Origin of the sequence: Nocardia puris (genome assembly GCF_036051655.1) — a bacterium.
Classification (GTDB): domain Bacteria; phylum Actinomycetota; class Actinomycetes; order Mycobacteriales; family Mycobacteriaceae; genus Nocardia; species Nocardia puris.
Genome location: NZ_CP107943.1, coordinates 6,333,597 through 6,353,206, shown reverse-complemented (window position 1 = coordinate 6,353,206; position 19,610 = coordinate 6,333,597). Strand labels below are relative to the sequence as shown.

Annotated in this window: 16 protein-coding genes; 10 read left to right on the top strand and 6 right to left on the bottom strand. The window is 67.1% G+C overall.

Features of this window, described 5'->3' with window-relative positions; genetic code table 11:
• Positions 1-621: 621 nt before the first annotated feature.
• The gene (locus OHB21_RS29410) at positions 622-2,640 is read right to left on the bottom strand and encodes a hypothetical protein (RefSeq protein WP_195124261.1); all 2,019 of its coding nucleotides are present in this window, start codon (positions 2,638-2,640) and stop codon (positions 622-624) included.
• 544 nt (positions 2,641-3,184) lie between these two features.
• On the bottom strand, positions 3,185-3,850 hold the full coding sequence (locus tag OHB21_RS29405) for a hypothetical protein (protein ID WP_328436198.1): 666 nt from the start codon (positions 3,848-3,850) through the stop codon (positions 3,185-3,187).
• Positions 3,851-4,276: 426 nt separating this feature from the next.
• Between OHB21_RS29405 and OHB21_RS29400 the strand changes: the two genes are divergently transcribed.
• Positions 4,277-5,442, top strand: a protein-coding gene (locus OHB21_RS29400; protein ID WP_195124259.1) for an IS3 family transposase whose coding sequence is annotated in 2 segments (ribosomal slippage) — positions 4,277-4,561 and positions 4,564-5,442 — 1,164 coding nt in all. Because the reading frame shifts where the segments join, the coding sequence is not laid out codon by codon here.
• A 696-nt stretch (positions 5,443-6,138) separates the two neighbouring features.
• Positions 6,139-7,479, top strand: a complete 1,341-nt coding sequence (locus OHB21_RS29395; protein ID WP_195124258.1) for a competence protein CoiA family protein — start codon at positions 6,139-6,141, stop codon at positions 7,477-7,479.
• 465 nt (positions 7,480-7,944) lie between these two features.
• Here the strand turns inward: OHB21_RS29395 and OHB21_RS29390 are convergent, their stop codons facing one another.
• The gene (locus OHB21_RS29390; RefSeq protein WP_195124257.1) at positions 7,945-8,373 is read right to left on the bottom strand and encodes a hypothetical protein; all 429 of its coding nucleotides are present in this window, start codon (positions 8,371-8,373) and stop codon (positions 7,945-7,947) included.
• Between the two features lie 304 nt (positions 8,374-8,677).
• On the opposite strand from OHB21_RS29390, the gene OHB21_RS29385 reads away from it, so the two are divergent.
• From OHB21_RS29385 to OHB21_RS29370, 4 genes are read left to right on the top strand one after another with little or no spacing between them, the layout of a single operon-like run.
• Positions 8,678-9,430, top strand: coding sequence for a GTP pyrophosphokinase (locus OHB21_RS29385; RefSeq protein ID WP_170160717.1), 753 nt, complete (start codon positions 8,678-8,680; stop codon positions 9,428-9,430).
• A gap of 46 nt (positions 9,431-9,476) precedes the next feature.
• The gene (locus tag OHB21_RS29380) at positions 9,477-10,367 is read left to right on the top strand and encodes a siderophore-interacting protein (protein ID WP_067501430.1); all 891 of its coding nucleotides are present in this window, start codon (positions 9,477-9,479) and stop codon (positions 10,365-10,367) included.
• A gap of 38 nt (positions 10,368-10,405) precedes the next feature.
• Positions 10,406-10,798 carry an ankyrin repeat domain-containing protein gene (locus OHB21_RS29375; RefSeq protein ID WP_067501433.1) on the top strand — a complete coding sequence of 131 codons (393 nt, stop codon included), beginning with the start codon at positions 10,406-10,408 and terminating at the stop codon, positions 10,796-10,798.
• 38 nt (positions 10,799-10,836) lie between these two features.
• The gene (locus OHB21_RS29370; RefSeq protein WP_195124256.1) at positions 10,837-11,250 is read left to right on the top strand and encodes a nitroreductase family deazaflavin-dependent oxidoreductase; all 414 of its coding nucleotides are present in this window, start codon (positions 10,837-10,839) and stop codon (positions 11,248-11,250) included.
• A 288-nt stretch (positions 11,251-11,538) separates the two neighbouring features.
• Here the strand turns inward: OHB21_RS29370 and OHB21_RS29365 are convergent, their stop codons facing one another.
• Positions 11,539-12,912, bottom strand: coding sequence for an FAD-dependent oxidoreductase (locus tag OHB21_RS29365; RefSeq protein ID WP_067501439.1), 1,374 nt, complete (start codon positions 12,910-12,912; stop codon positions 11,539-11,541).
• 165 nt (positions 12,913-13,077) lie between these two features.
• On the opposite strand from OHB21_RS29365, the gene OHB21_RS29360 reads away from it, so the two are divergent.
• Positions 13,078-13,386: a hypothetical protein gene (locus OHB21_RS29360; RefSeq protein ID WP_067501442.1), complete on the top strand. Its 309-nt coding sequence runs from the start codon at positions 13,078-13,080 to the stop codon at positions 13,384-13,386.
• Between the two features lie 122 nt (positions 13,387-13,508).
• A complete protein-coding gene (locus OHB21_RS29355) occupies positions 13,509-14,198 on the top strand; it encodes a hypothetical protein (protein WP_067501445.1) in 690 nt (229 codons plus the stop codon).
• Positions 14,199-14,201: 3 nt separating this feature from the next.
• Here OHB21_RS29355 and OHB21_RS29350 read toward each other — a convergent pair whose 3' ends face one another.
• Both OHB21_RS29350 and OHB21_RS29345 read right to left on the bottom strand, forming a co-directional pair.
• Positions 14,202-14,681, bottom strand: coding sequence for a carboxymuconolactone decarboxylase family protein (locus OHB21_RS29350; RefSeq protein ID WP_067501448.1), 480 nt, complete (start codon positions 14,679-14,681; stop codon positions 14,202-14,204).
• On the bottom strand, positions 14,678-15,757 hold the full coding sequence (locus tag OHB21_RS29345; RefSeq protein WP_067501451.1) for an NAD(P)H-dependent amine dehydrogenase family protein: 1,080 nt from the start codon (positions 15,755-15,757) through the stop codon (positions 14,678-14,680). Before OHB21_RS29345 ends, OHB21_RS29350 begins: the two co-directional genes overlap by 4 nt.
• Positions 15,758-16,175: 418 nt before the next feature.
• On the opposite strand from OHB21_RS29345, the gene OHB21_RS29340 reads away from it, so the two are divergent.
• Together OHB21_RS29340 and erm are read left to right on the top strand one after the other, a co-directional pair.
• Positions 16,176-18,458 (top strand): hypothetical protein, encoded by a 2,283-nt coding sequence (locus OHB21_RS29340; protein ID WP_195124255.1) that lies wholly within the window; start codon positions 16,176-16,178, stop codon positions 18,456-18,458.
• 312 nt (positions 18,459-18,770) lie between these two features.
• Positions 18,771-19,580 (top strand): ErmE/ErmH/ErmO/ErmR family 23S rRNA (adenine(2058)-N(6))-methyltransferase, encoded by an 810-nt coding sequence (gene erm / locus OHB21_RS29335; protein WP_195124254.1) that lies wholly within the window; start codon positions 18,771-18,773, stop codon positions 19,578-19,580.
• Positions 19,581-19,610 lie beyond the last annotated feature (30 nt).

The following is a 19,610-nucleotide window of genomic DNA, read 5'->3' as shown; positions in this document are numbered from 1 at the left end:
TTGCTTCGGAGCCAAGAATGTCGAGCACGGCGTCGATCTGATCCTGAATCAAGTTGGCACTGTCCTTGAGATGGCGGGACAACCGCACCGTCAGCCGCGGCAGCAGCGGTGTGGCAGCTCACCCGGCCAGCTCCCACACCGCTGCGCGCACCTGCTGGGTCGTGCGAACAGTCCGCCGCTGGTAACGTCCCACCACACCAGGCGATTCTGTTCTCGAAACAAGCTGCAGTTGTGCGTAGTTGGGCAGACAAGTTCCTGAACTGGCACCCTTGTGACCGCCGCCCCGGGCATCCACCGGAACGTCGGTGAGGGAGCGTTCGTGATAGCTGTGAACTCGGCCGGACTCCGAACCGCAGGACGGGCAGGGAGCTGGCCCGCCCGAAATCCGCACCAGGACCAGGAGCTAATCGCTCTCCTCCACCACATCCCCGACAATAGGCGTGTTATAAGCGCGAAAGGCGACATGGGATCACAGTGACAGGGCGGGCTGTCGAACCGCGGCCAGCCCACGACGTTTCAGTTGCAACACGAGCCAATAACGACGCGTTTGATCAGTCACTCCATTTCTTGAATTTCGACCTCAATTATCATGAAAATGATACAATGCCTACATCATTTGATTCATTGAATATTACTTATTACGGATTGGAGCCGTGCTGAAATAAGTTGAGTGGGGCCAGCGAGGCGGTAGCGTCCCTTGCGTTCCTCAACCACGCCAATGAACGGTGACGATAGCAGTTGCAATGCCTGTACGACGATGTCATGCGGGGCGCCGAGCTTACGCAGGTCACGGCGTAATTCGTTGGGGCCCAACCATGCCCCTTCGTACATGGGGTTCTCGTCGCGCCTCTCGAGGTCGAGCTGCGTAATTACGGCGGCGAGAACCGCCAGAAGCTGCGTGCGCTCATCGTGGTGGCGTTGAAGCGCGATGCCTCGCGCCTCGGCGGGCATCTCGGCGTCGAAAAGCACCTGTAGCTGATGCGGTGAGAACGGCGTCCGAGCGTGCCATAGGACCGCATCAGCGAGGGTCTGGGCGTGCAGGACCGCAAGGTGCGGATCGGCAGCGGCTTCGGCATGGATTCGTCGATGGAACTCGGGACCGATGAGAATCGTCGTCGAAGCATTGATCTTTTCTCGATGTTCTCGAAGGCCCTGGAAACTGACATCGCGATCGGACACCGGCCCATCTGCGGAGGTCTTCGCTTCAACCGCCAGGACGACCCCTGCTGAAGGTAGTAGCAGGGTTGCGGCGAGATCAGTTCGAGCGGGACCTGATAAGTGCTCAACTTCGAGGTGGAGGTAGCTCAGTGCGTCGTGGATCGCTCTCTCGAAGCGGGTCGGGTGGCGGCTGTCGCGCATCGCGTCGATCAGTTCGCTCGCAACTAGCGACGCATCATCGAGTGTTAACTCGGTAGGTATTGGTTCGTCGGTCGGTTTTGTTGGCTCCGAGGAGGATTCGATCCGGCTCGCGTTCGGCAGGTCGGCAAGGAAAGCTTTGCCTGCGGGCGTGAGCTGGTAGCGCTGGTGGTCGTACTTTTCGACGAGTCCGCACTCGCGCATCAAAATGAATCGTGTACGTAAGCCCGGCACTCGGAGTGCATCGCGGCCGTACTTGGTGCTCTGTGCCGCCAGAGTTGCGGCGTCGGCCGGGCCGTCTTGCAGTTCGTAAAGGATCTCGCCGACGAACCAGACACAGGAGTGGACGATGCGAATGAGGTCGACGTCGTCGTTGCTCTCCAACCATGCCACGGCTGGACCGGTTGCAGACCATCGCCCCAGCCCCGCCCGTTCGATGAGCCCGAGCAACCTCAAAGACGCCCGTGCCTGTCGAGCGGATGCTTCGGCAAGCCCATACTGCTGGAACAGCTTGTCCAGATCACCCTCAACGGCCATGGGGACAGCAACACGAACAGCTGCTTTGAGTACCTCTGTCGGCCCCACCCCTTCTGGGCTTGGGAGGTACAGACTTCGCGCTTCGGATCGCCCTTCATGGTTGCCCGCGTGAAGGGGCTCGAGGATCCGGTCGATCACAGGGGGTGCGCACGCCACCGACGCTGCTGTGTCCAACTCCCCGGTCTCCGGATCACCAAGAGGAATCCAGTCCAGCAGCGCTGCGCCAGTCTCGGTCAGATGCACTTTGCCGTCATAGAGTTCGACGTGCCCGGACCCGCGCAGCCAGGTTGTCCTTCTCCGGAGCTGGTCCAGTGCGGTCCAGTTCATCCCGTACCGGCTGTTGGCTCGCAAGCGAAGCTCATCGTGCGAGCGTGGTCCGTCACTCAACAGTGCCAGCAGTTCGCCTACCAGCCGCACATGCCGATGGATATGAAGAATGAGTTGCTGCGCATCAGCGGCCTGTATCCACTGCTTCGCGCCATCGGTGAGCACCACTCGACCGTTGCGGCGTGTGACGAGGCTGGGCCCCAACTTCTTGACCACCTCTGCTATGTCCAGGGGTTCGTCGAACCCGGGCACATTGATGGTCTCGTCGGCGTCAGTCGCACCGGCCAAGACTTCTAGGAGTAGCGGTAATCTTTTGATCCACTGCTCGCCGGAGCCGGGAAGGGTGGGCGCCGTCTGGATACGGTCACGCCACGCCAACAGCTCGTATCGTGCGCCGGCATCATCGACGAGATCACCCATGCCAGAACAGTAGCGAGGCATGACAGGACTTCGCCGAGAAACGTCTGAAAGGTTCCAGCCGTGAGAGCGCCTACCCATCGTCCGTTGCGCTGAGATAGTGGCGCAAGTAATCCGGCGCGGCTGTTCGCGTATCTGTCGAAGTCCTCCAGAACATCAGCATGCATCCCGGGAAACAAACGCTGGGCCCATTGCGATAAGGCTGGCAGACCGGACAGTAGCCAAGGCGGTGAAGGACGCACCGGAGACCGGCGGGCGCGCATCCTGTCCCGTGACCTGTGTTCGGCCGATGCCGCTGCACCGACGGATGCGCCAGTCAGCCACTCAAGCCAAGGTCAGCACCTGGCGTCGACGAAGCACGTGCGCGTAGTGGCCCGACTCCCCTCTCGTGCGATACCCCTCCGGACCGTAACGTCATCGCCGGGAAGTCGATGTACCACAACTTCCGCATGACATTTCACCTGTGGCTGTGCGTCATCGGACAGTGCACTGTCCGGGCTCGTCTCATGCCTGCCTGCGTGCCATCGGCGCCTCAGAGGTCTCGAGTTCATTCCGGGACGGCGCGGAACGCGCTCCACCGGTGCAGGACCTCGCGATCGATGCCACTGGGAAGTTCGGCGATCAACGATCCGTCGATAAGATCCAATGTCAGTCTCCCGGGTCGGCTGTCACGGCTGACCATGCTCCACATCCCGAACCCGATATACATCCGTGCGCTGATCGCACGAGCACGGCGATCGAACGCCTCGTCCACCAATCCCCGCGCCCCACAGACGAACAACATCTCCGTCCCGTCATCGCCGTCCAGTGTGGCGACATCAGCCCGCACCCACGCCCAGTCACGCCGAGCCACGACGCCGTAAGTTCGGGGCCGGAAGATCACCGCTACAGGGTGGGCCAACTGCGTCCGGCGCATGTTGCGGGCCAGCGTGTGCGTGCGCTGCGGCGTGTACAGGAAATTCGGCCACTCGACGTCGCGGCCGTTGCAGGTGGCACGGAATTCGACCTCCGGGTGTTCGCCCATCTCACGGTACTTGTCGAGGAGTTCGGCGATCTTGGCGGCCGTGTTCAGCAGCTTCGTCCCCCGCTCGGCGAACACCGCACCTTCCGGGCTCGTTGCCTCCGCGACCGCCGTGCGCACGGTAGGTGCGAAGGTCTGCGGCCACGGAAGCCGATACACCGGAACGATCGCACCGGTCTCCGGATTGGTCACCGGCCGATCCCGACGCAACTGCCCACCACTGTTCTCGGTGAGGACCGTGATGATTTGGGTGAGGTTGTACACACAGTGCGGGCTGTGATCGTTGGGGCGGCCACCACGTGAAGGATTGCGGGCGTAGTATGCCGCGCGCCCGTGAGTCTTCTCCGTACGCGGTATCTCGGCGACCGGATGCACTAGCGCTCCGCACCCGATGGTGTAGCAGGCCAATGGCTTCGGCCACGAATCCCCGAACTCGGCGATCTCGGAGGCGAGCAGAATCCTGCCCGTCCCCGGGTGACGCGCACGCGACATCGCCACCTTCGATGAATGCTTGTCCGCCACCGCCATCACAGTTCACCCACCCCGGTCGGGGGCTGCTGCAGGGGTGGGTGACAACCGAGGTGGCTTGCCGAGCGGCAGGCTTGAGAGGATGTCACAGTGCCCAAGCCGTATCCGAAAGAGTTCCGCGACGACGTCGTGCGGGTCGCTCGCAACCGCGACGACGGGGTGACCCTGGAGCAGGTCGCGGCCGATTTCGGGGTTCATCCGATGACGTTGTCGAAATGGATGCGCCAAGCCGAGATCGATGACGGGAACAAGCCCGGGACCACGCGCAGCGAGTCGGCCGAGTTGCGGGATGCCCGTCGCCGGATTCGCCTGTTGGAGCAGGAGAACGAGGTCCTGCGCCGCGCCGCGGCGTATCTGTCGCAGGCACAGATTCCGGGAAAAGGCTCTACCCGCTCGTGAAAGAGCTTGCCGCCGAAGGTATCCCTGTGGCGGTGACGTGTCGGGTGCTGCAGCTCGCTCGCCAGCCCTACTACCGGTGGTTGGCCGAACCGGTCACCACTGGCGAGGTCGCCGAGGCGTATCGGGCCAACGCCTTGTTCGACGCGCACCACGATGATCCGGAGTTCGGGTACCGATTTCTCGCCGACGAGGCCCGTGAGGCCGGGGAAACGATGGCCGAGCGGACCGCGTGGCGGATCTGCTCGCGCAATCGGTGGTGGAGTGCGTTCGGCAAGCCTCGGCGCGGCAAGAACGGCAGACCCGGGCCACCCGTCCATGACGATCTGGTGCGGCGGAACTTCCGCAGCGACGCACCAAATCGCCTGTGGCTCAGCGATATCACCGAACATCACACCGGTGAAGGCAAGCTGTATTTGTGCGCGATCAAAGATGTCTTCTCCAACCGGATCATCGGCTACTCGATCGATTCACGGATGAAGTCCCGACTCGCGGTCACCGCGCTGAACAATGCAGTCGCCCGCCGCGGTGATGTCGCCGGTTGCATTCTGCACACCGACCGCGGAAGTCAGTTTCGCTCACGAAGATTCGTCCATACGCTCAACCGTCACCACATGATCGGGTCCATGGGTCGTGTGGGTTCCGCCGGTGACAACGCGGCCATGGAAAGCTTCTTCAGCCTGCTGCAACGCAACGTGTTGAACCGGCAGCGTTGGGACACCCGCGAGCAGTTGCGGATCGCGATCGTCACCTGGATCGAACGCACCTACCACCGCCGACGCCGCCAGGCTCGACTCGGCCGGTTGACCCCCATCGAATTCGAAACCATCATGTCCCCAGCAGCCCGACAAGCTGCCTAACCACTGTCACCCGATCCTGCAGCAGCCCCTCGTGGTCACCGTGCTCATTCCAGAATAGGTCCGAAACGATTCATCACCAGGATGTCAGCCAGAACGACGGTCGGGGATAGGCACTGACGTCCTGCCCTGAGGACAGTCGGCTCAAGCGGTCTCTTCCACGCACATCGGCGGCACAAGTGCGAAGCTGTGTCGATGCTGCGGAGCGCAACAGCTCGCTCAGCGTCTGTCACGCGTCCGACTTCACCGCGGTGACGGCAGCTGTTAAGTGCATTGGCTTGCGCCCTACGGGCAGGAGTACGTTCAACGTCGCCTAGTTGGCTTGCCGGCAACGACATCGCAGCACTCGTCACCGCATCGCAGAAGCTCGAGTGACGCCACATCAGCCTCAGTGATGGCCTTCTGCGCCGACCTCGGCTCTGCATGTCTCATAGCGAACCTATTCGGCACTGAGATGTCCTCAACAGCAACCGTTGTCGACAGATGCGTCCGCAGGATCTACCGTGGATCGTAGGCCGCACAGCACAGTCAATCACCCCACCTACTCGGCGATGCATACCCCAAACTGATATTTCAGCCGTTGCAGGCTCCTCGACTTCGAACTCAGCCGAATCCAAATCTTTCTTCGAATAGCGCGGCCACCGTGGCTTTCCCGTGTGCACGGGAAGGCTGACCGTCTATTCGACAAGGATTTTTCGGATGAGTTCCTCCAACCGATTCTTGGTCGCGCTCGATCTCATGGGTGGGCAGTACGTGTCCGCACCGACTGATCCGGCAGACCCCTATGTACGTGCGCTCAAGCGCAAAAGCCTGGCCGGGGACCGCACATTGGTGTGTGCCATGTGCTACGCCGAACTCGGTCGAAGAGTGCCCGTCGTGGTCCGGGCACGGCTGGGCGGAATTCGCCGTCCACACTTCGCTCACCCACCGGGATACGCCCCGCCGGGCGGTGATCATCACCCGGAGACGTTGTGGCACTTCAACGGTAAGGCGATGCTGGCTCGATGGGCTCGGACGCAGCCGGATGTCGTCGAGGCCCGCATCGAGGCATGGCTGCCCGACCATGAGCGCCGCTCCGATGTCCGTGTCGTCTTCGGCGATGGCCGTGAGGTTGCTCTCGAGGTCCAGGGCGGCCCGCTGACCGATGAGGAATGGACCCGCAGGCACGACGACTACCGACGCAACGGTGTGGTCGATGTCTGGTTGTGGCGTCCCGAAAGTCGCCCGCACTGGATAGTATTCAGCGATCCCGACGGTCCCCAGCAGCTGTGGTCGTTCGACCCTGCTCAGCGTTCGGTCACGCTGTCAATCGGCGCGCCGCACCGAAACCAACAGGCAGAACCGCGAAACGGACACGACATCACCTATCGCGTACCGCATCTGCCGCCGTGCGTGGGTGATGAGCTGATCGCTCATCGTTATCGCCTCGAGGATCTCGAGCTGACCTACCAGGGCATCACGGTCCCTGCGGCCATGTGGCGATCGATCGCGCTCGAACTCCGAAGCGAAAACGAGCGTGCCGAGGCACGACGACAGCTCGACCGTCGACGGGAACAAGCGGCATCGTTGTCCGCTCCACGCCGGGTTCCGCAGATGCCTCCCGATGCTCGCATCATCAACAGCGTCACCGAACCTCGCCGGCCCGCCGAGAACCGTGCAGCAGTCGCTCAGCTGAACTGGATCGAACTCGAGAACGCATTCATGCGCGCCGGGCATGTTCCTGCCTATCAGGACTCGCCTCGGCTGCGGCGACCCAGCGGGCCATATCAGCATGTGCAGTGTGGTAACTGCGGCGACACTCTTCTCCCGTACACGGCCCCGGCCGATATCCAGACCTGCGCGCCGACGCGACCACCCACGCCCCGAATCGCCCCACTGTCACCGACAACTGCACCGCCGCCGCGACAGCCACACCACCCCCAGCGCTCCGCAACAGACCGTCCACCCTTCGATCCGAGGAAACCACCAACTCCATCCACCGGTCGCCGACCCACCCGGCGCAGCAGGCCACCGGGCCCGGACCAGCTCCCGCTGTTCTGAGTGAGGCTATCAAGTCCCACACCGAGTCCGGATTGAAGCGGGCACCGCTATTGGCCGATGATCAGGGGACCGGCGGCGAATCCGCAGGTCATCCCCGTTCCCATGTTGGATGTGCCCTGCCAGTGGAACGAACCTGCGACAGCTTCCAGAAGTCAACCGCCGATGACCAACAGTTTCTGCTGATGCAGCACGTGTGCGTAGTGGTCAACTCCCTCTCCGGACACGAAACTCGATGCCAGGCCCATGCTCATGGAGAGCATGGGCCTGGCATCGTTTCGTCGTGTTTTGTGGGGGCGCAGCCCCCACGCCCCGCCCGGCGGGCTGCGCCCCCGGACCCCCGTGCAGATGTGGTCCCGTGTCGGAGTGGTTGCACCTTTTCGGGGAGCCCGCACACGTCGCAGCCCCATCCCCACCCTGCCGTTGGGTAACGGGCGGTGGGCCGGGTGTTCGGTCGAGGGCGCTCGATCAGTCCGCGCAGTCGAGCCGGAGTTTCGTGTATCGGCTGAGTGACCGGCTGAGGTCGGCCGGACTGGCCCACATTCCGGTCTCGCGGTCCCTGCGCAACGCGGTGAGCGAACAGTATGTCGTCCGACCACTGATATCGACCTCAATGGTCCTCGCCCAAAACAATTGGCCGCCAGGTAGTTCCGCGTTGTCTCTCGCACGGATATCCCACTGCTCGGCGAACGCGGCGGCCTGCTCCGCTCGCCATCGATCCTGCCGCCGCTCCTCCGCTGTTCCCGCGACGACCAATGTCAGTAGGAAAACGAGCGCGCCGATGCCCAATACAACGATCGTGGCGGACCGGTTCTTGCCCATGAACCGAATCGCGGTGAAGGCGACGCCCGTCACCAGCATGCCCGTCACGGTGAGGATGACGGGACCGTCGATCACCGATCGACTCAGCTCGAGCTCGGTTTCGTAGGTACGCAGATGATCCGCCGGCGGCTGTCCGAGCAGCAGATGACACCGGAAGTATTCGACCGCACAACCAACAGTGTCAACGCCGTCGTCTCTTGACCATCCACGTGGCCCGGCGAACCCGATCCAGCCACCGACGCCCCGAAGGCCGCAGGTTCACTCCCCCGGGCGGTTGAACCCACGGCACCACCCCCGCGATCAACGCTCGATCCGGCGGACGACTCACCGAACCCCGGCGCGACGTGGGCAAACGCTCGGCGATGGCACAATGGGGTCGATGAAACCCTGGCAGCCCACCTCGACCCCGGACGAAGCACCTGCTGGCAACGGGTGGGTGAGTGTGGACGAGGTACGCGGGCTCCGGGAGCAGTTCGTCGACTTCATGCTCGGCTACAAGTTCGCGATCGAGGAGATCACCACCAAGATCAATATCTTGCGTGAGGACTTCAACAACACCCACGAGTACAACCCCATCGAGCACGTGGGTTCGCGGCTCAAGTCCCCGGAGAGCGTGCTGGAGAAGGTCCAGCGCAAGAACTACGCGATGGATCTGGCCTCGATCCGGGAGAACGTGCTCGACATCGCCGGCGTGCGGGTGGTGTGCAGCTTCATCTCCGATATCCGCAAGATCCGCGACATGCTGGTCGGCCAGGAGGACATCACCCTCCTCGAGGAGCGCGACTACATCACCCACCGCAAGCCGAACGGCTACCAGAGCCTGCACCTGATCGTGTCGATCCCGGTGTTCCGGTCCGACCGCACCGAGCGCGTCCCGGTCGAGATCCAGATCCGCACCATCGCCATGGACTTCTGGGCCAGCCTCGAGCACAAGATCTACTACAAGTACCGGGGCGAAGTGCCGCCGAATCTCCGCACCGACCTGGCGCAGGCCGCCGAGGTGGCGACCCAGCTCGACGAGAAGATGGAAGCCCTGCACCGCCAGGTCGACCGCACCGCGCACCCCCGGACGGACCCGGCCGATTCGCTGGACTTCAGCGTGCTCTACCGGAAGCTTGTCGCCGACCAGTAGGGTCCTCACCACCCACCTCGGCCGAAAGTTAGGTTAGCCTGAGCTGATGAAATGGGATAACTTCGTTGCCGGCCTCCTCGCCCGCGAACGAGTCGCGGCCAACCTGCTGCGCGCCCGCCTCGAGATCGGCCCGGGCACCGGGCGCGGTTACGTTCCGATCCAGCCGGGTGACGAGTCCGTGGCCTTCTACTTCTCCCGCGACGGCGAGGAGCTGCACGCCCGCGCCAGCGAGCGCCCGAATGCCTTGGGCGGCTGGGAGATCGCCGACGAGGAACGCAGCACCGGCCACCGCAACTACACCGTCCGCTCCTACGACCCCGAGACCCGTGAGATGGTGGTCGACTTCGCCGAGCACGCGCACGGTCCGGCGATCGACTGGCTGCGCGCCGCCGAACCCGGCTGGCGGGTGCTGGGCGCCGGGCCGCGGTCCTGGTATTCGCCCCCGCGGGCCGCCCACCACATCCTCGCCGGGGATCTGGCGGCGCTGCCGGCGCTGGCCCGCATCCTCGAGCAGACCGATCCTTCGGTGCGCGTCACCGTGGTCGCCGAGGTGCTGGACCGCAGCGAAATCGCTTATCTCCCCGAGCATCCGAACGCCGAGATCGTGGAGCTCGTCGGCACCGGCAACGGCGTCGCGCGCACGCAGCTGGCCTCGACGCTGGCCGAGATCGACCTGTCCGGCGACGCGTACTGCTGGCTGTCGGGCGAGTCCGCCGACACCCGCGCCGCCAAGAAGCACCTCGAGGCGCTGGGGTGGACCCGCGACCGCTACGACATCGTCGGCTACTGGCGCCAGGACGCCGAGGTGTGGACCGCGCGCTTCGATGAGCGGGGCGAGGAGTTGCTCCAGGTGTTCCAGAACGCCTTGGACGAGGGGCGTTCGCGCGAAGAAGCCACCGACCTCTACGAGGCGGCGCTCGAGGCGGCCGGGCTCTGATCCGGGCTCGACCGCGGCGAACCTGGTAGGAAGGGTGGGTGAGCGCTGACGATCCCGACGCGGAGAAAGTGATCGAACTGGCCGGCGCGGTGTTCGACCTCGCGCGCACGGGCGATGCCGACACGCTGGCCGCCTACCTCGACGCGGGTGTGCCCGCCGACCTCACCAACGACCGCGGCGACACGCTGGTCATGCTGGCCGCCTACCACGGGCGCCGCGACGCCGTCGCCGCCCTGCTCGAGCGGGGCGCCGACCCCGACCGGGCGAACGACCGCGGCCAGACCCCGCTGGCGGGCGCGGTGTTCAAGGGCGAGGACGAGATCGTCCGCCTGCTGCTGGCGGCGGGCGCCGATCCGGACGCGGGCACGCCGTCCGCCCGCGACGCCGCCGCCATGTTCGGCAAGACCGGCTTGCTGGACCCGACGGACTGAGCGGAATATTCTCCGGCCGCAATCCCGTTGGGCGTGGGGTGAACGATTTCAACGCACGCGTGATCGAGGAGTTCCGCGCGAACGGCGGACGGGTCGGCGGCCACTTCGAGGGCCGCGACAACATGGTGCTCATCACCACCACCGGCGCGAAATCGGGACGTCGCATCACGACTCCCCTGGTCTTCCTGCCCGACGGTGATCGCCTCGTCCTCATCGCCTCCAACGGCGGCTCCGACAAACACCCGGCCTGGTATCACAACTTGCGTGCGACCCCGGAACTGACCGTGGAAGTCGGCACCGAAAAGTTCGACGCCGAAGCGGAATTCGTCACCGGCGCGGAACGTGACCGGCTCTACGACCGCATGGTCGCACGGCACACCGACTTCGGCACCTACCGCGAGAAGACCGACCGCGTCATCCCGGTCGTAGCGATCAATCGCCGCGCGGCGTAGCACCCGGCTCGCGCACCGCGTCCGCAACATGCGCTTGCTCGACCGTGCCCAGCGGGAGGGTGCGGCCGCTCAGGGCACCACGGTCGACGATGTCAGCTCGTCAACGGAATCGTGTCGGCGACCGAGTCCCTGCCGAATCCGGTGGCGCGCGCCGAGACCTTGCTGACGATCGCGGCGAACGGGCTGCTCCCCGGAACAGGGCGGCAGCGTCGAGTAGTGCCGCACCGGTTCGATAGTTCACCGTGAACCAGCACGCGCCCGATCGGGGGTCGCCGATCGGGCGGCGCCTCAGCCGCGTTTGGCGACCGCCGCGACAGCCTTGCGCGCCGCCACCAGGACCGGGTCCCACACCGGGGAGAAGGGTGGGGCGTAGCCGAGGTCGAGGGCGGTCATCTGCTCGACGGTCATGCGGGCGGTGAGGGCGACGGCGGCGATGTCGACGCGTTTGGCGGCGCCCTCGCGGCCCACGATCTGCACGCCGAGGAGCCGGCCGGTGCGGCGCTCGGCGAGCATCTTCACCGTCATCGGCGCGGCCTCCGGGAAATAGCCGGAGCGGCTGGTGGATTCGATCGTCACGGTGACGAACTGCAACCCGGACTCGCGGGCTTCGGCCTCGAGCAGCCCGGTCCGCGCGACTTCCAGATCGCACACCTTGCTCACCGCCGTGCCCACCACGCCCGGGAACGTGCCGTAGCCGCCACCGATGCCCGCGCCGATGATCTGGCCGTGCTTGTTCGCGTGGGTGCCGAGCGGGATGTGGCGCATCCGGCCCGACACCAGGTCCAGCACCTCCACGCAATCGCCGCCCGCCCAGATGTTCTCGTGTCCGCGCACCCGCATCGACAGATCGGTCAGCAGGCCGCCGTGCTCGCCGAGCGGCAGCCCGGCCGCACGGGCGAGCGCCGTCTCCGGCTGCACGCCGATACCGAGCACCACCACGTCGGCGGGGTATTCGGCGTCCTCGGTGACCACCGCGCGCGCCCGGCCCGACTCGTCGATGCGGATCTCGGTGACCTCCGCGTCGCAGACGACGTCGATGCCCATGCCGGACATGGCTTTCCGGATCAGCGCCCCCATATCGGGGTCCAGGCTCGACATCGGCTCGGTGCCCCGGCTGACCATCGTGACCTCGTAGCCGCGCGTGATGAGCGCCTCGGCCATCTCGACGCCGATATAGCCCGCGCCCACCACGACGGCTCGCTTGCCCTCGGTGGCCTCCAGCGTCTCGATCAGCGCCTGTCCGTCGTCGAGGGTTTGCACGCCGTGCACGCCGGCGGCGTCGATACCCGGCAGCGGCGGGCGGATGGGCCGCGCGCCGGTCGCGATGACCAGCTTGTCGTAGGCCGTCCACTCCTCCGCGCCCGTGTCGCGGTTCCTGGCGCGCACGCGGCGCCCCGGCACATCGATCTCGACGACCTCGGTGCGGGTGCGCAGGTCGATGTCGCGGGCGCGATGTTCCTCGGGGGTGCGCGCGATCAGATGATCGCGGTGCGCCACGATGCCGCCCACCCAGTACGGAATCCCGCACGCGGAGTAGGAGCTGAAGCCCCCGCGCTCGAACACGACGATCTCGAGATCCGCCGGCCCGGCCATCCGCCGCGCCTGGGAGGCCGACGACATGCCCGTCGCGTCGGCGCCGATGACGACCAGACGTTCACTCATTCTTCCCACGCTACGTGTCCGCTCCGGACCACGGCACCCGTGCGGGTGATCTTGCGGGCCGTGCGGCGGGTGCGATAGGTTGCCCGACGCTGGGGGCGGGGTCGTCCGCGCGACGGCTCCCGAGGGGGCGCGGCGCGATCCGCCGTGACGACAGGGGTTGTGCCGATGGATGGCGTGCAGGATGTGCTCGCGGGTGTGGGGATCGCGCTGACGGTGTTCGCGGCGGTGGCGTTCGTGCTGGCGGTCAGCTGGCGGTGGAGGAATCCGACGGTCGGCGGGGTGCGCCTGGACCGCATCCTCATCGATCTCGGCATCGGATTGGCGGCGGTCGGCATCGTCGCGTCGGTTGCCGGGCTGGTGCCGGTGCGTTCGCCGGGCGGTGACGATGCCGGCGCGCGATGCGGCGCCGCGACCACCCAGGCGCAGCAGTCGGCCGGTGAGTGCGCGTGGGCGGGCGGCGGATCCACGCGCTGAGCCCGGCCGATCGATTAGCGGTGGGCCTAGCCGGGAGTTAGCGGTGGAAACCGCTGCGCTGAGCCGGATTTCACGTTTCGCCAGGGGGTGCGGTGGGCAGCCGCCGGGGCTAGTTTGGTGACGTGAGTTACGAGTACGTCGTCGTACCCGCGGGGGCGGTTTCCACGCCGGGCGAGGTCGCCCAGTATGTCCGGTCGCAACGCGATCTGCCACTGGACGGCGACCTACGCCTCCTCCTGGTGCCCGGACTGACGGCGTGGAATGCGGCCGTGCCCCCCACGCGCTCACACGCGAGGGTGCGCATCGAGGCGGCGGGCAGCGTGGTGCGGGTGACGGCCGCCGACGAACTCGACCGCAGGCGCAGGGATCCCGCGGTGGCCGACGCCGGGGGCCCGGTGCGGCAACTCCTCGAAGATCTCCTCACCGGCTTCGACTACGAGATCTACGACGCGCGCGCCCACACCTTGCGCTCCGCGCCGGGGTTGCGCGTCGCCGACGTGGACATCGGCGGCGAGCGGCAGTACACCTCGGTCACCGAACATCAGCTGTACGCGTGGGTGCCGAGTCTGTCCGGACTCGCCGCGACGCCGTTCCTCATCATCAGCCGCACCGGCGATCCGCAGACCTTCATCCAGACCTACCGCGACGGCTCCGACAACTACACCGTCGAGATTCACGACAGCGCCCACACCGATCACTTCTTCGCCGCGCAGCTGCGCGACCCGCAGCTGGTCGCCCGCCTGCTCTGGGAGTGGGCGGGCAACGACTGGACCACCCTCGGCCGCGTGGACTGGACGCGCGAGGGCAAATAGGGGTCAGTGGCCGGGCAGCACGCAGACCGCGTCGAGTCCGAGCACATGGTTGAGCCTGCCGAACGCCAGCCACGAGCCGATGCTCATGCTCAGCTCCACGATCTCGGCCTGGCTGTAGTGGGCGCGCATCCGTGTCCAGAACTCCTCGTCGAGGTTGTGGTGATCGGTCGCGTAGCGCTCGGCGTATTCGGCGGCCAAACGGGTGCGGTCGTCGAACAACTCGGTGGTGCGCCACTCGGTCACGGCGTCGGCGAATTCGGTCTCGACCTTCTGTCCGTCGCGCTCGGTGCGCCAGTCCAGGCAGAACAGGCACCCGTTGATCTGGGCGATGCGCAGCCGCGCCGCCTCGAACTCGCGCAGCCCCAGCGTGCTGTGCTCGTACACGGCCAGCGAGAAGCTCGACGCGGCGATCCCGATGCCGGGGACCATCTCTCCCCACACATAGCCGATCGGGTCCTTGCCCTCGGGGACGTCGATGATCATGGGTTCTTCCTTCCGAGTTTGCCCACCGCGGGTCGCAGCGGCACGTCGAGTGCGTCGTACAGTCCCGGTTCCGCGTCCACCAGCCAGTCGATGGCGCCCACGAGACGGCCGACGGCGGTGGCATTGCCGCCCGCGGAACGGTTTCCGTCCTCGTCGGTGGCCTCCACGCTGACCTCGATGCGCGGGCGGCCCTCCACGATCACGCGGTGCGCGCCGTCGCCGTCGGGCGGGGTGGGCCAGTCGGGTGCGGCTGTGGGGTGGATGCGCGTGACGTGCTCGATCACGAGGCGCGGCTCGCCCCCGACGATTCCCTGCACCTCGAAACGCACCGCGCCCTGGGTGCCCGCGTCGAAATCGCCCATGCTCGCGGTGGTGACGGTCTCGTCGAGCGGGCGGCGGTCCAGCGTCTCGCGGATCTCGTCGAGCTCGACGCCCAGCGCCCGCGCCATGAGTCGGACCTGCCCGCCCCACACCATGGTCGGCACACCCGGCAGCAACATCGGAGGCTGGTAGTCCATGGGCTGACCCATGCCGACCAGATAGCGCACGGAGTCGGGCTGGTCATAGGTGGAGTAGTCGAAGATCTCCTGGCAGCGCAGCACGTCGATGGTGCCGGCCAGGCCGCTGATCAGCAGTGGCAGCACATCGTTGCCCCAGCCGGGATCGATGCCGGAGACGAACAGCGAACCACCGCCCGCCGCGATGGCGGCCAGCACCGGATCGCGCAATTCCGGTGGGGCGCTGCGCGGATCGTAGAGCGCGTAGAGGGCGGGGGTCACGACCGCGGCGCCCGCACCGATCGCGCGCAGGATGTCGGCCAGCGCGTCGTCGGGGCGGACGTCGCCGGAGGCCGCGTAGACGATGGCGCGCGGCCGGGTGGCGAGCGCCGCGTCGATATCGTCGGTCGCGGTGACGCCGAGGTCGTAGCCGAGGCCGGCGAGATCGCCCGCGTCGCGGCCGACCTTGGCGGGATTGTGCACGAGCACCCCCGCCAGTTCCAGCGCCGGATGGGATTCGACGGCACGGATGGCGGCACGGCCGACATTGCCCGTGCCCCAGACGAGCGTGGGGATCATCGCGCGAGCGTAGCAAGCGCTTGGTTCGGTGTCCGGGGATCGTGAGAATCCCGCGCCGGAGCTGTGACGCAGGGATCGTCCGAATACCTGGTCGAGGGCGGCGACGTCGGGTAGGGTTGGACGCGTCACGCCGCCTTCGCCGGCGTTCCGCCATTCGGCATCCACGCATCGAAAGAGAAGATATGTGTAACCCAGGGTTACATGTAACTGCGAGTTACGCTTATTCTGACTCGGGTTCGATGCTCCCCGGCCGCCGTTCACGCATCCGAAAAGCATTCGTCTTCGCAACCGGTCGGCGAGTTCCGTTCCACGCCACGGGATTGCGCCGCCTCCACGCGGCGCGGCTAGTACGGTATAGCCCGCCGCAGAGCGCAGACGTGGGTGACGAGCATCCGGCGGAAAGGCGGGACCCCGACATATGAAAGAGCCGTATTCTCCCTGGCAGAACAGGAATTCGGCCGACATCCCCCTCTCCGACCGCTACACCAGCGCCGACCCCATCCGGTGGAACGGCAGCATGGTCTACCCCATGTACACCGAACAGTTCGGTCCCGCACCGATTCTGCTCGGCATGACGCTCCTCTCCGCCGCACCGCCCGCCGGGCTGCGCGGGCACGGCATCGGGCTCTCGGTGGCCGAGGGCTACATCGAGATCGACGGCCGCAGGCTCCCCGGTGTCGACGTGTGGAGCGACGCGCTCGTGCGCGGCATCACCGTCGAACTCACGCCCACCGGGCCAGGCGCCATGTTCACCCTCACGCCGGTCTGGGTGGACCGCACCGGCGTCCATCGTTCGTGGACGGGCAATTACGGCATCCTCATCGAGGACACGCCCGACGGGCGCATCGCGCTGTGGTGCAGCGTCGGGGAGGGACCGCCGAACTTCGCCAACCTCGTCGTCGGCGTGGCGACCGACGCCGGGGACGAGATCGTGCCCGTGCCGCCCGCGCCCGGCAGTGCACTGCCCGCGACGCCCGGCGTGATCCGGACGGACGCGCCGGAAAGTGCCGCGCGCGCCAAGTATTCGAGCCTCGACCCTGTCGAACCGGAGGCCGAGAAGCCGCTGCCGACGTACACGCCCGAACCCATCACGAGCTGGACGCCGACTCGCGCCGTGGTGGAGTGGAGTGCTCCGGTCGTGGAGCCCGCCGCCCGGCCCGCCGAACCGGATAGCGCTGCGCCGCAAATTGATTCGAGCGCGGCCACCGCTCCGATCCAGACGATCACGAAGGCGCCGCCCCACGCGCCGGAACCGGCCCCGCCGGTGCCAACGACCACCGCGCTGCGGCCTGCCCCCGCACCGGAGATTTCTGGGCCGGAAATGTCCGCGCCCGAGCGGCCCGCCGCGAGCAGAGTCGAACCGCCGCCGCGCCTTCCGGCGCCGCCCTCGCCGGAACAGATCGCCGAGGCGTTCGCCCAGCGGTCCCATGGGGACCGGGCCGTCGCACTCGATGCGCCCGTGCCGGTGCGACCGCTTGCCGACGCAGGCGACACCGTAGGCGAACCGGCCTGGCTGCGTCTCGGCGCAGGCGGCATTGTGGATGAGGCGGCTCCGGCCCGGCCGCACCCCGAAGCGGACAGCACCGTAGACAAGCCATCGCCGGTGTGGGAGGCCGGCGTGATCGCCGCAGCGCCGGAACTGCCTGCGCCCGTTGCGGAACCGGTCACCACGCCGAGCGGTCTGCCGAAACAGGTCGAGCCGAGTGCCGACTCGGACGGGCCGGATCCCACGGCGCAGCGCGGAGAGGAGGCACCACCGGAGTGGTTGTCGGATCGCGGTGCTCCACCCCGTCCGGCGGATATGTCCCCGCCGGTTCGCCCGGTGGACGGACGGGACGAATCCCCCGCTCGGCTGCTCCGGCCTGTCACGTCCGAGCCCCCAACTCGTCTTTCGGCACCTCAGACCGCACAGACTCCCCCGAGTGCGCAGGTCCCACCGCCGCCCTCGGGTGACCAGGGCACGTCACGTCCGTCGGGCGCGACTCCACTCTCTGCACCACCGACCAACACCACCGGCTCGCAACCGACGAGCCCGGCTTTCGCGCCGCCCACACCCGCTCCGACCGCCCACGCCCCGCAAGAACCGCCGGGCGCGACTCCCGCGCAGCCCACATCACATACGACCACTCACACCCCGCCCCACACATCAGATGCGGCGCTCGCCCCGGTATCGCAGCCCGCGCGGACGCCGGCGAGCAACCACGTTCCGCTGCCGGAGCCGACCGTGCCCGAAGGTGCCACACCATCGAATTCGCCTGCGCCGCAGAGTCATACGCCATCCCAGGTTCCGGCGTCGGTGAGTCGCCCCTCGGAGCCCACCGTCTCCGAGCCGAGTACACCCTCGCCTCGACCCGAGGCAGGCACCGGGCGTGCCGCTGAGCACGGCTATCGCAACGCCCTCTACGAACTCGGTGTCGCCATGTTCGGGCGCGGTGAGGAGGAGCAGGCGTGTGAGTTGTGGGCGCAGGCGGCGCAGGCGGGGCATGCCGGGGCCGGGTACGACCTCGGCGTGGTGCTGCTGCGGCGCGGTGCGGTGCGGGAGGCCGAACAGTGGTGGCGCACGTCAGCGGAGTTGCGCGATGTGCGCGCGATGTCGGGACTGGCCGACCTGTTGGACCGGCACGGTGACCACGCCGAGGCGCGCACCTGGCGCACCCGCGCGGTCGAGGCGCGGGCCGGGGAGGCCGGTCAGCCGGGCTGAGCGGCGCTTCCCCTTACCCGCGCCGGAAAAAATCGGTTGCGGTGGCCCGGGCGCTCGTGGGTACGGTGACCGGCGTGGCAGTGACAAACATGGTCGCGGCGTACGCGGCCACTTATTTCATCCGGCTGCGTGCGGAAGGCTCGGGCTCGGCCTGCGCACCGCACCGCTGCGTCTCCCGACACCGCTGATCGGGATCCCCGGCGCTCCACGCGCCTGACGCCGACCGCCTCCGCGCGGTCGAGTTGTGCTGCCCCGGTACGGGTCCGGGCGAATCGAACCTGCCGATTCGACCCCACCCTCCGGAGGACACCCATGTCCCGCTCACGGTCCCTGCCGCGCGCCCGCGACGCCCGCAGGCCCTCGGTCAGCACACGCAAACGCTTGAGCCAGAACTTCCTCGCCGACGCCGGCGCCGCCCACCTGCTGGTGCGCTCGTCCGGGGTCGGCGCCGACGATCTCGTGCTCGAGATCGGTCCCGGCGACGGCATCCTCACCCGCCAACTGGCCGCGACCGCCCGCCGCGTGCTCGCCTACGAACTCGACCCGCGCTACGCGCAACGACTGCGCCGCCGCTACACCGGTGACGCCCGGGTGAGTGTCCACCAGGCCGACTTCCGCACCGTGCGCCCGCCGGGCGAACCGTTCGCCGTGGTCGCCAACATCCCGTACGGCAGCACCACCGACATCGTGCGCTGGTGCCTGGCCGCACCGACGATGACCTCGGCGACGCTGCTCACCCAGCTCGAGTTCGCCCGCAAACAGACCGGGGACTACGGCCGCTGGTCCAAACTCACCGTCACCCACTGGCCGCGCACCGAGTTCGCGCTCGGCCCCCGGGTCGACCGCACGCGATTCCGCCCGGTCCCCCAGGTAGACTCGGCCGTGCTGCACCTGCGCAGGCGCGGCGAACCGCTGCTCCCCGCGCGCGCCGATCGCGACTACCGCGCCCTGGTAGAACTGGGCTTCTCGGGTGTCGGCGGCTCGCTGGCGGCGTCGTTGCGCACCCGTTTCCCGCCGCGCCTGGTGCGCCGGGCGTGCGCGTTCGCCGGGGTCGCGCCCGACGAGCCGGTGGGCTTCGTCGACCCGGACCGGTGGCTCACGCTCTACCGCGCGCTCATCTGACCTGACGGTCGGTTTTGCCCCTCGATCGCT

What these genes read in the sequence shown, in the direction of transcription:
- OHB21_RS29410 (WP_195124261.1), bottom strand. Translation starts at nt 2,640, where the DNA reads ATGGGTGATCTCGTCGATGATGCCGGCGCACGATACGAGCTGTTGGCG.
- OHB21_RS29395 (WP_195124258.1), top strand. Translation starts at nt 6,139, where the DNA reads ATGAGTTCCTCCAACCGATTCTTGGTCGCGCTCGATCTCATGGGTGGG.
- OHB21_RS29385 (WP_170160717.1), top strand. Translation starts at nt 8,678, where the DNA reads ATGAAACCCTGGCAGCCCACCTCGACCCCGGACGAAGCACCTGCTGGC.
- OHB21_RS29380 (WP_067501430.1), top strand. Translation starts at nt 9,477, where the DNA reads ATGAAATGGGATAACTTCGTTGCCGGCCTCCTCGCCCGCGAACGAGTC.
- OHB21_RS29365 (WP_067501439.1), bottom strand. Translation starts at nt 12,912, where the DNA reads ATGAGTGAACGTCTGGTCGTCATCGGCGCCGACGCGACGGGCATGTCG.
- OHB21_RS29360 (WP_067501442.1), top strand. Translation starts at nt 13,078, where the DNA reads ATGGATGGCGTGCAGGATGTGCTCGCGGGTGTGGGGATCGCGCTGACG.
- OHB21_RS29350 (WP_067501448.1), bottom strand. Translation starts at nt 14,681, where the DNA reads ATGATCATCGACGTCCCCGAGGGCAAGGACCCGATCGGCTATGTGTGG.
- OHB21_RS29345 (WP_067501451.1), bottom strand. Translation starts at nt 15,757, where the DNA reads ATGATCCCCACGCTCGTCTGGGGCACGGGCAATGTCGGCCGTGCCGCC.
- OHB21_RS29340 (WP_195124255.1), top strand. Translation starts at nt 16,176, where the DNA reads ATGAAAGAGCCGTATTCTCCCTGGCAGAACAGGAATTCGGCCGACATC.
- erm (WP_195124254.1), top strand. Translation starts at nt 18,771, where the DNA reads ATGTCCCGCTCACGGTCCCTGCCGCGCGCCCGCGACGCCCGCAGGCCC.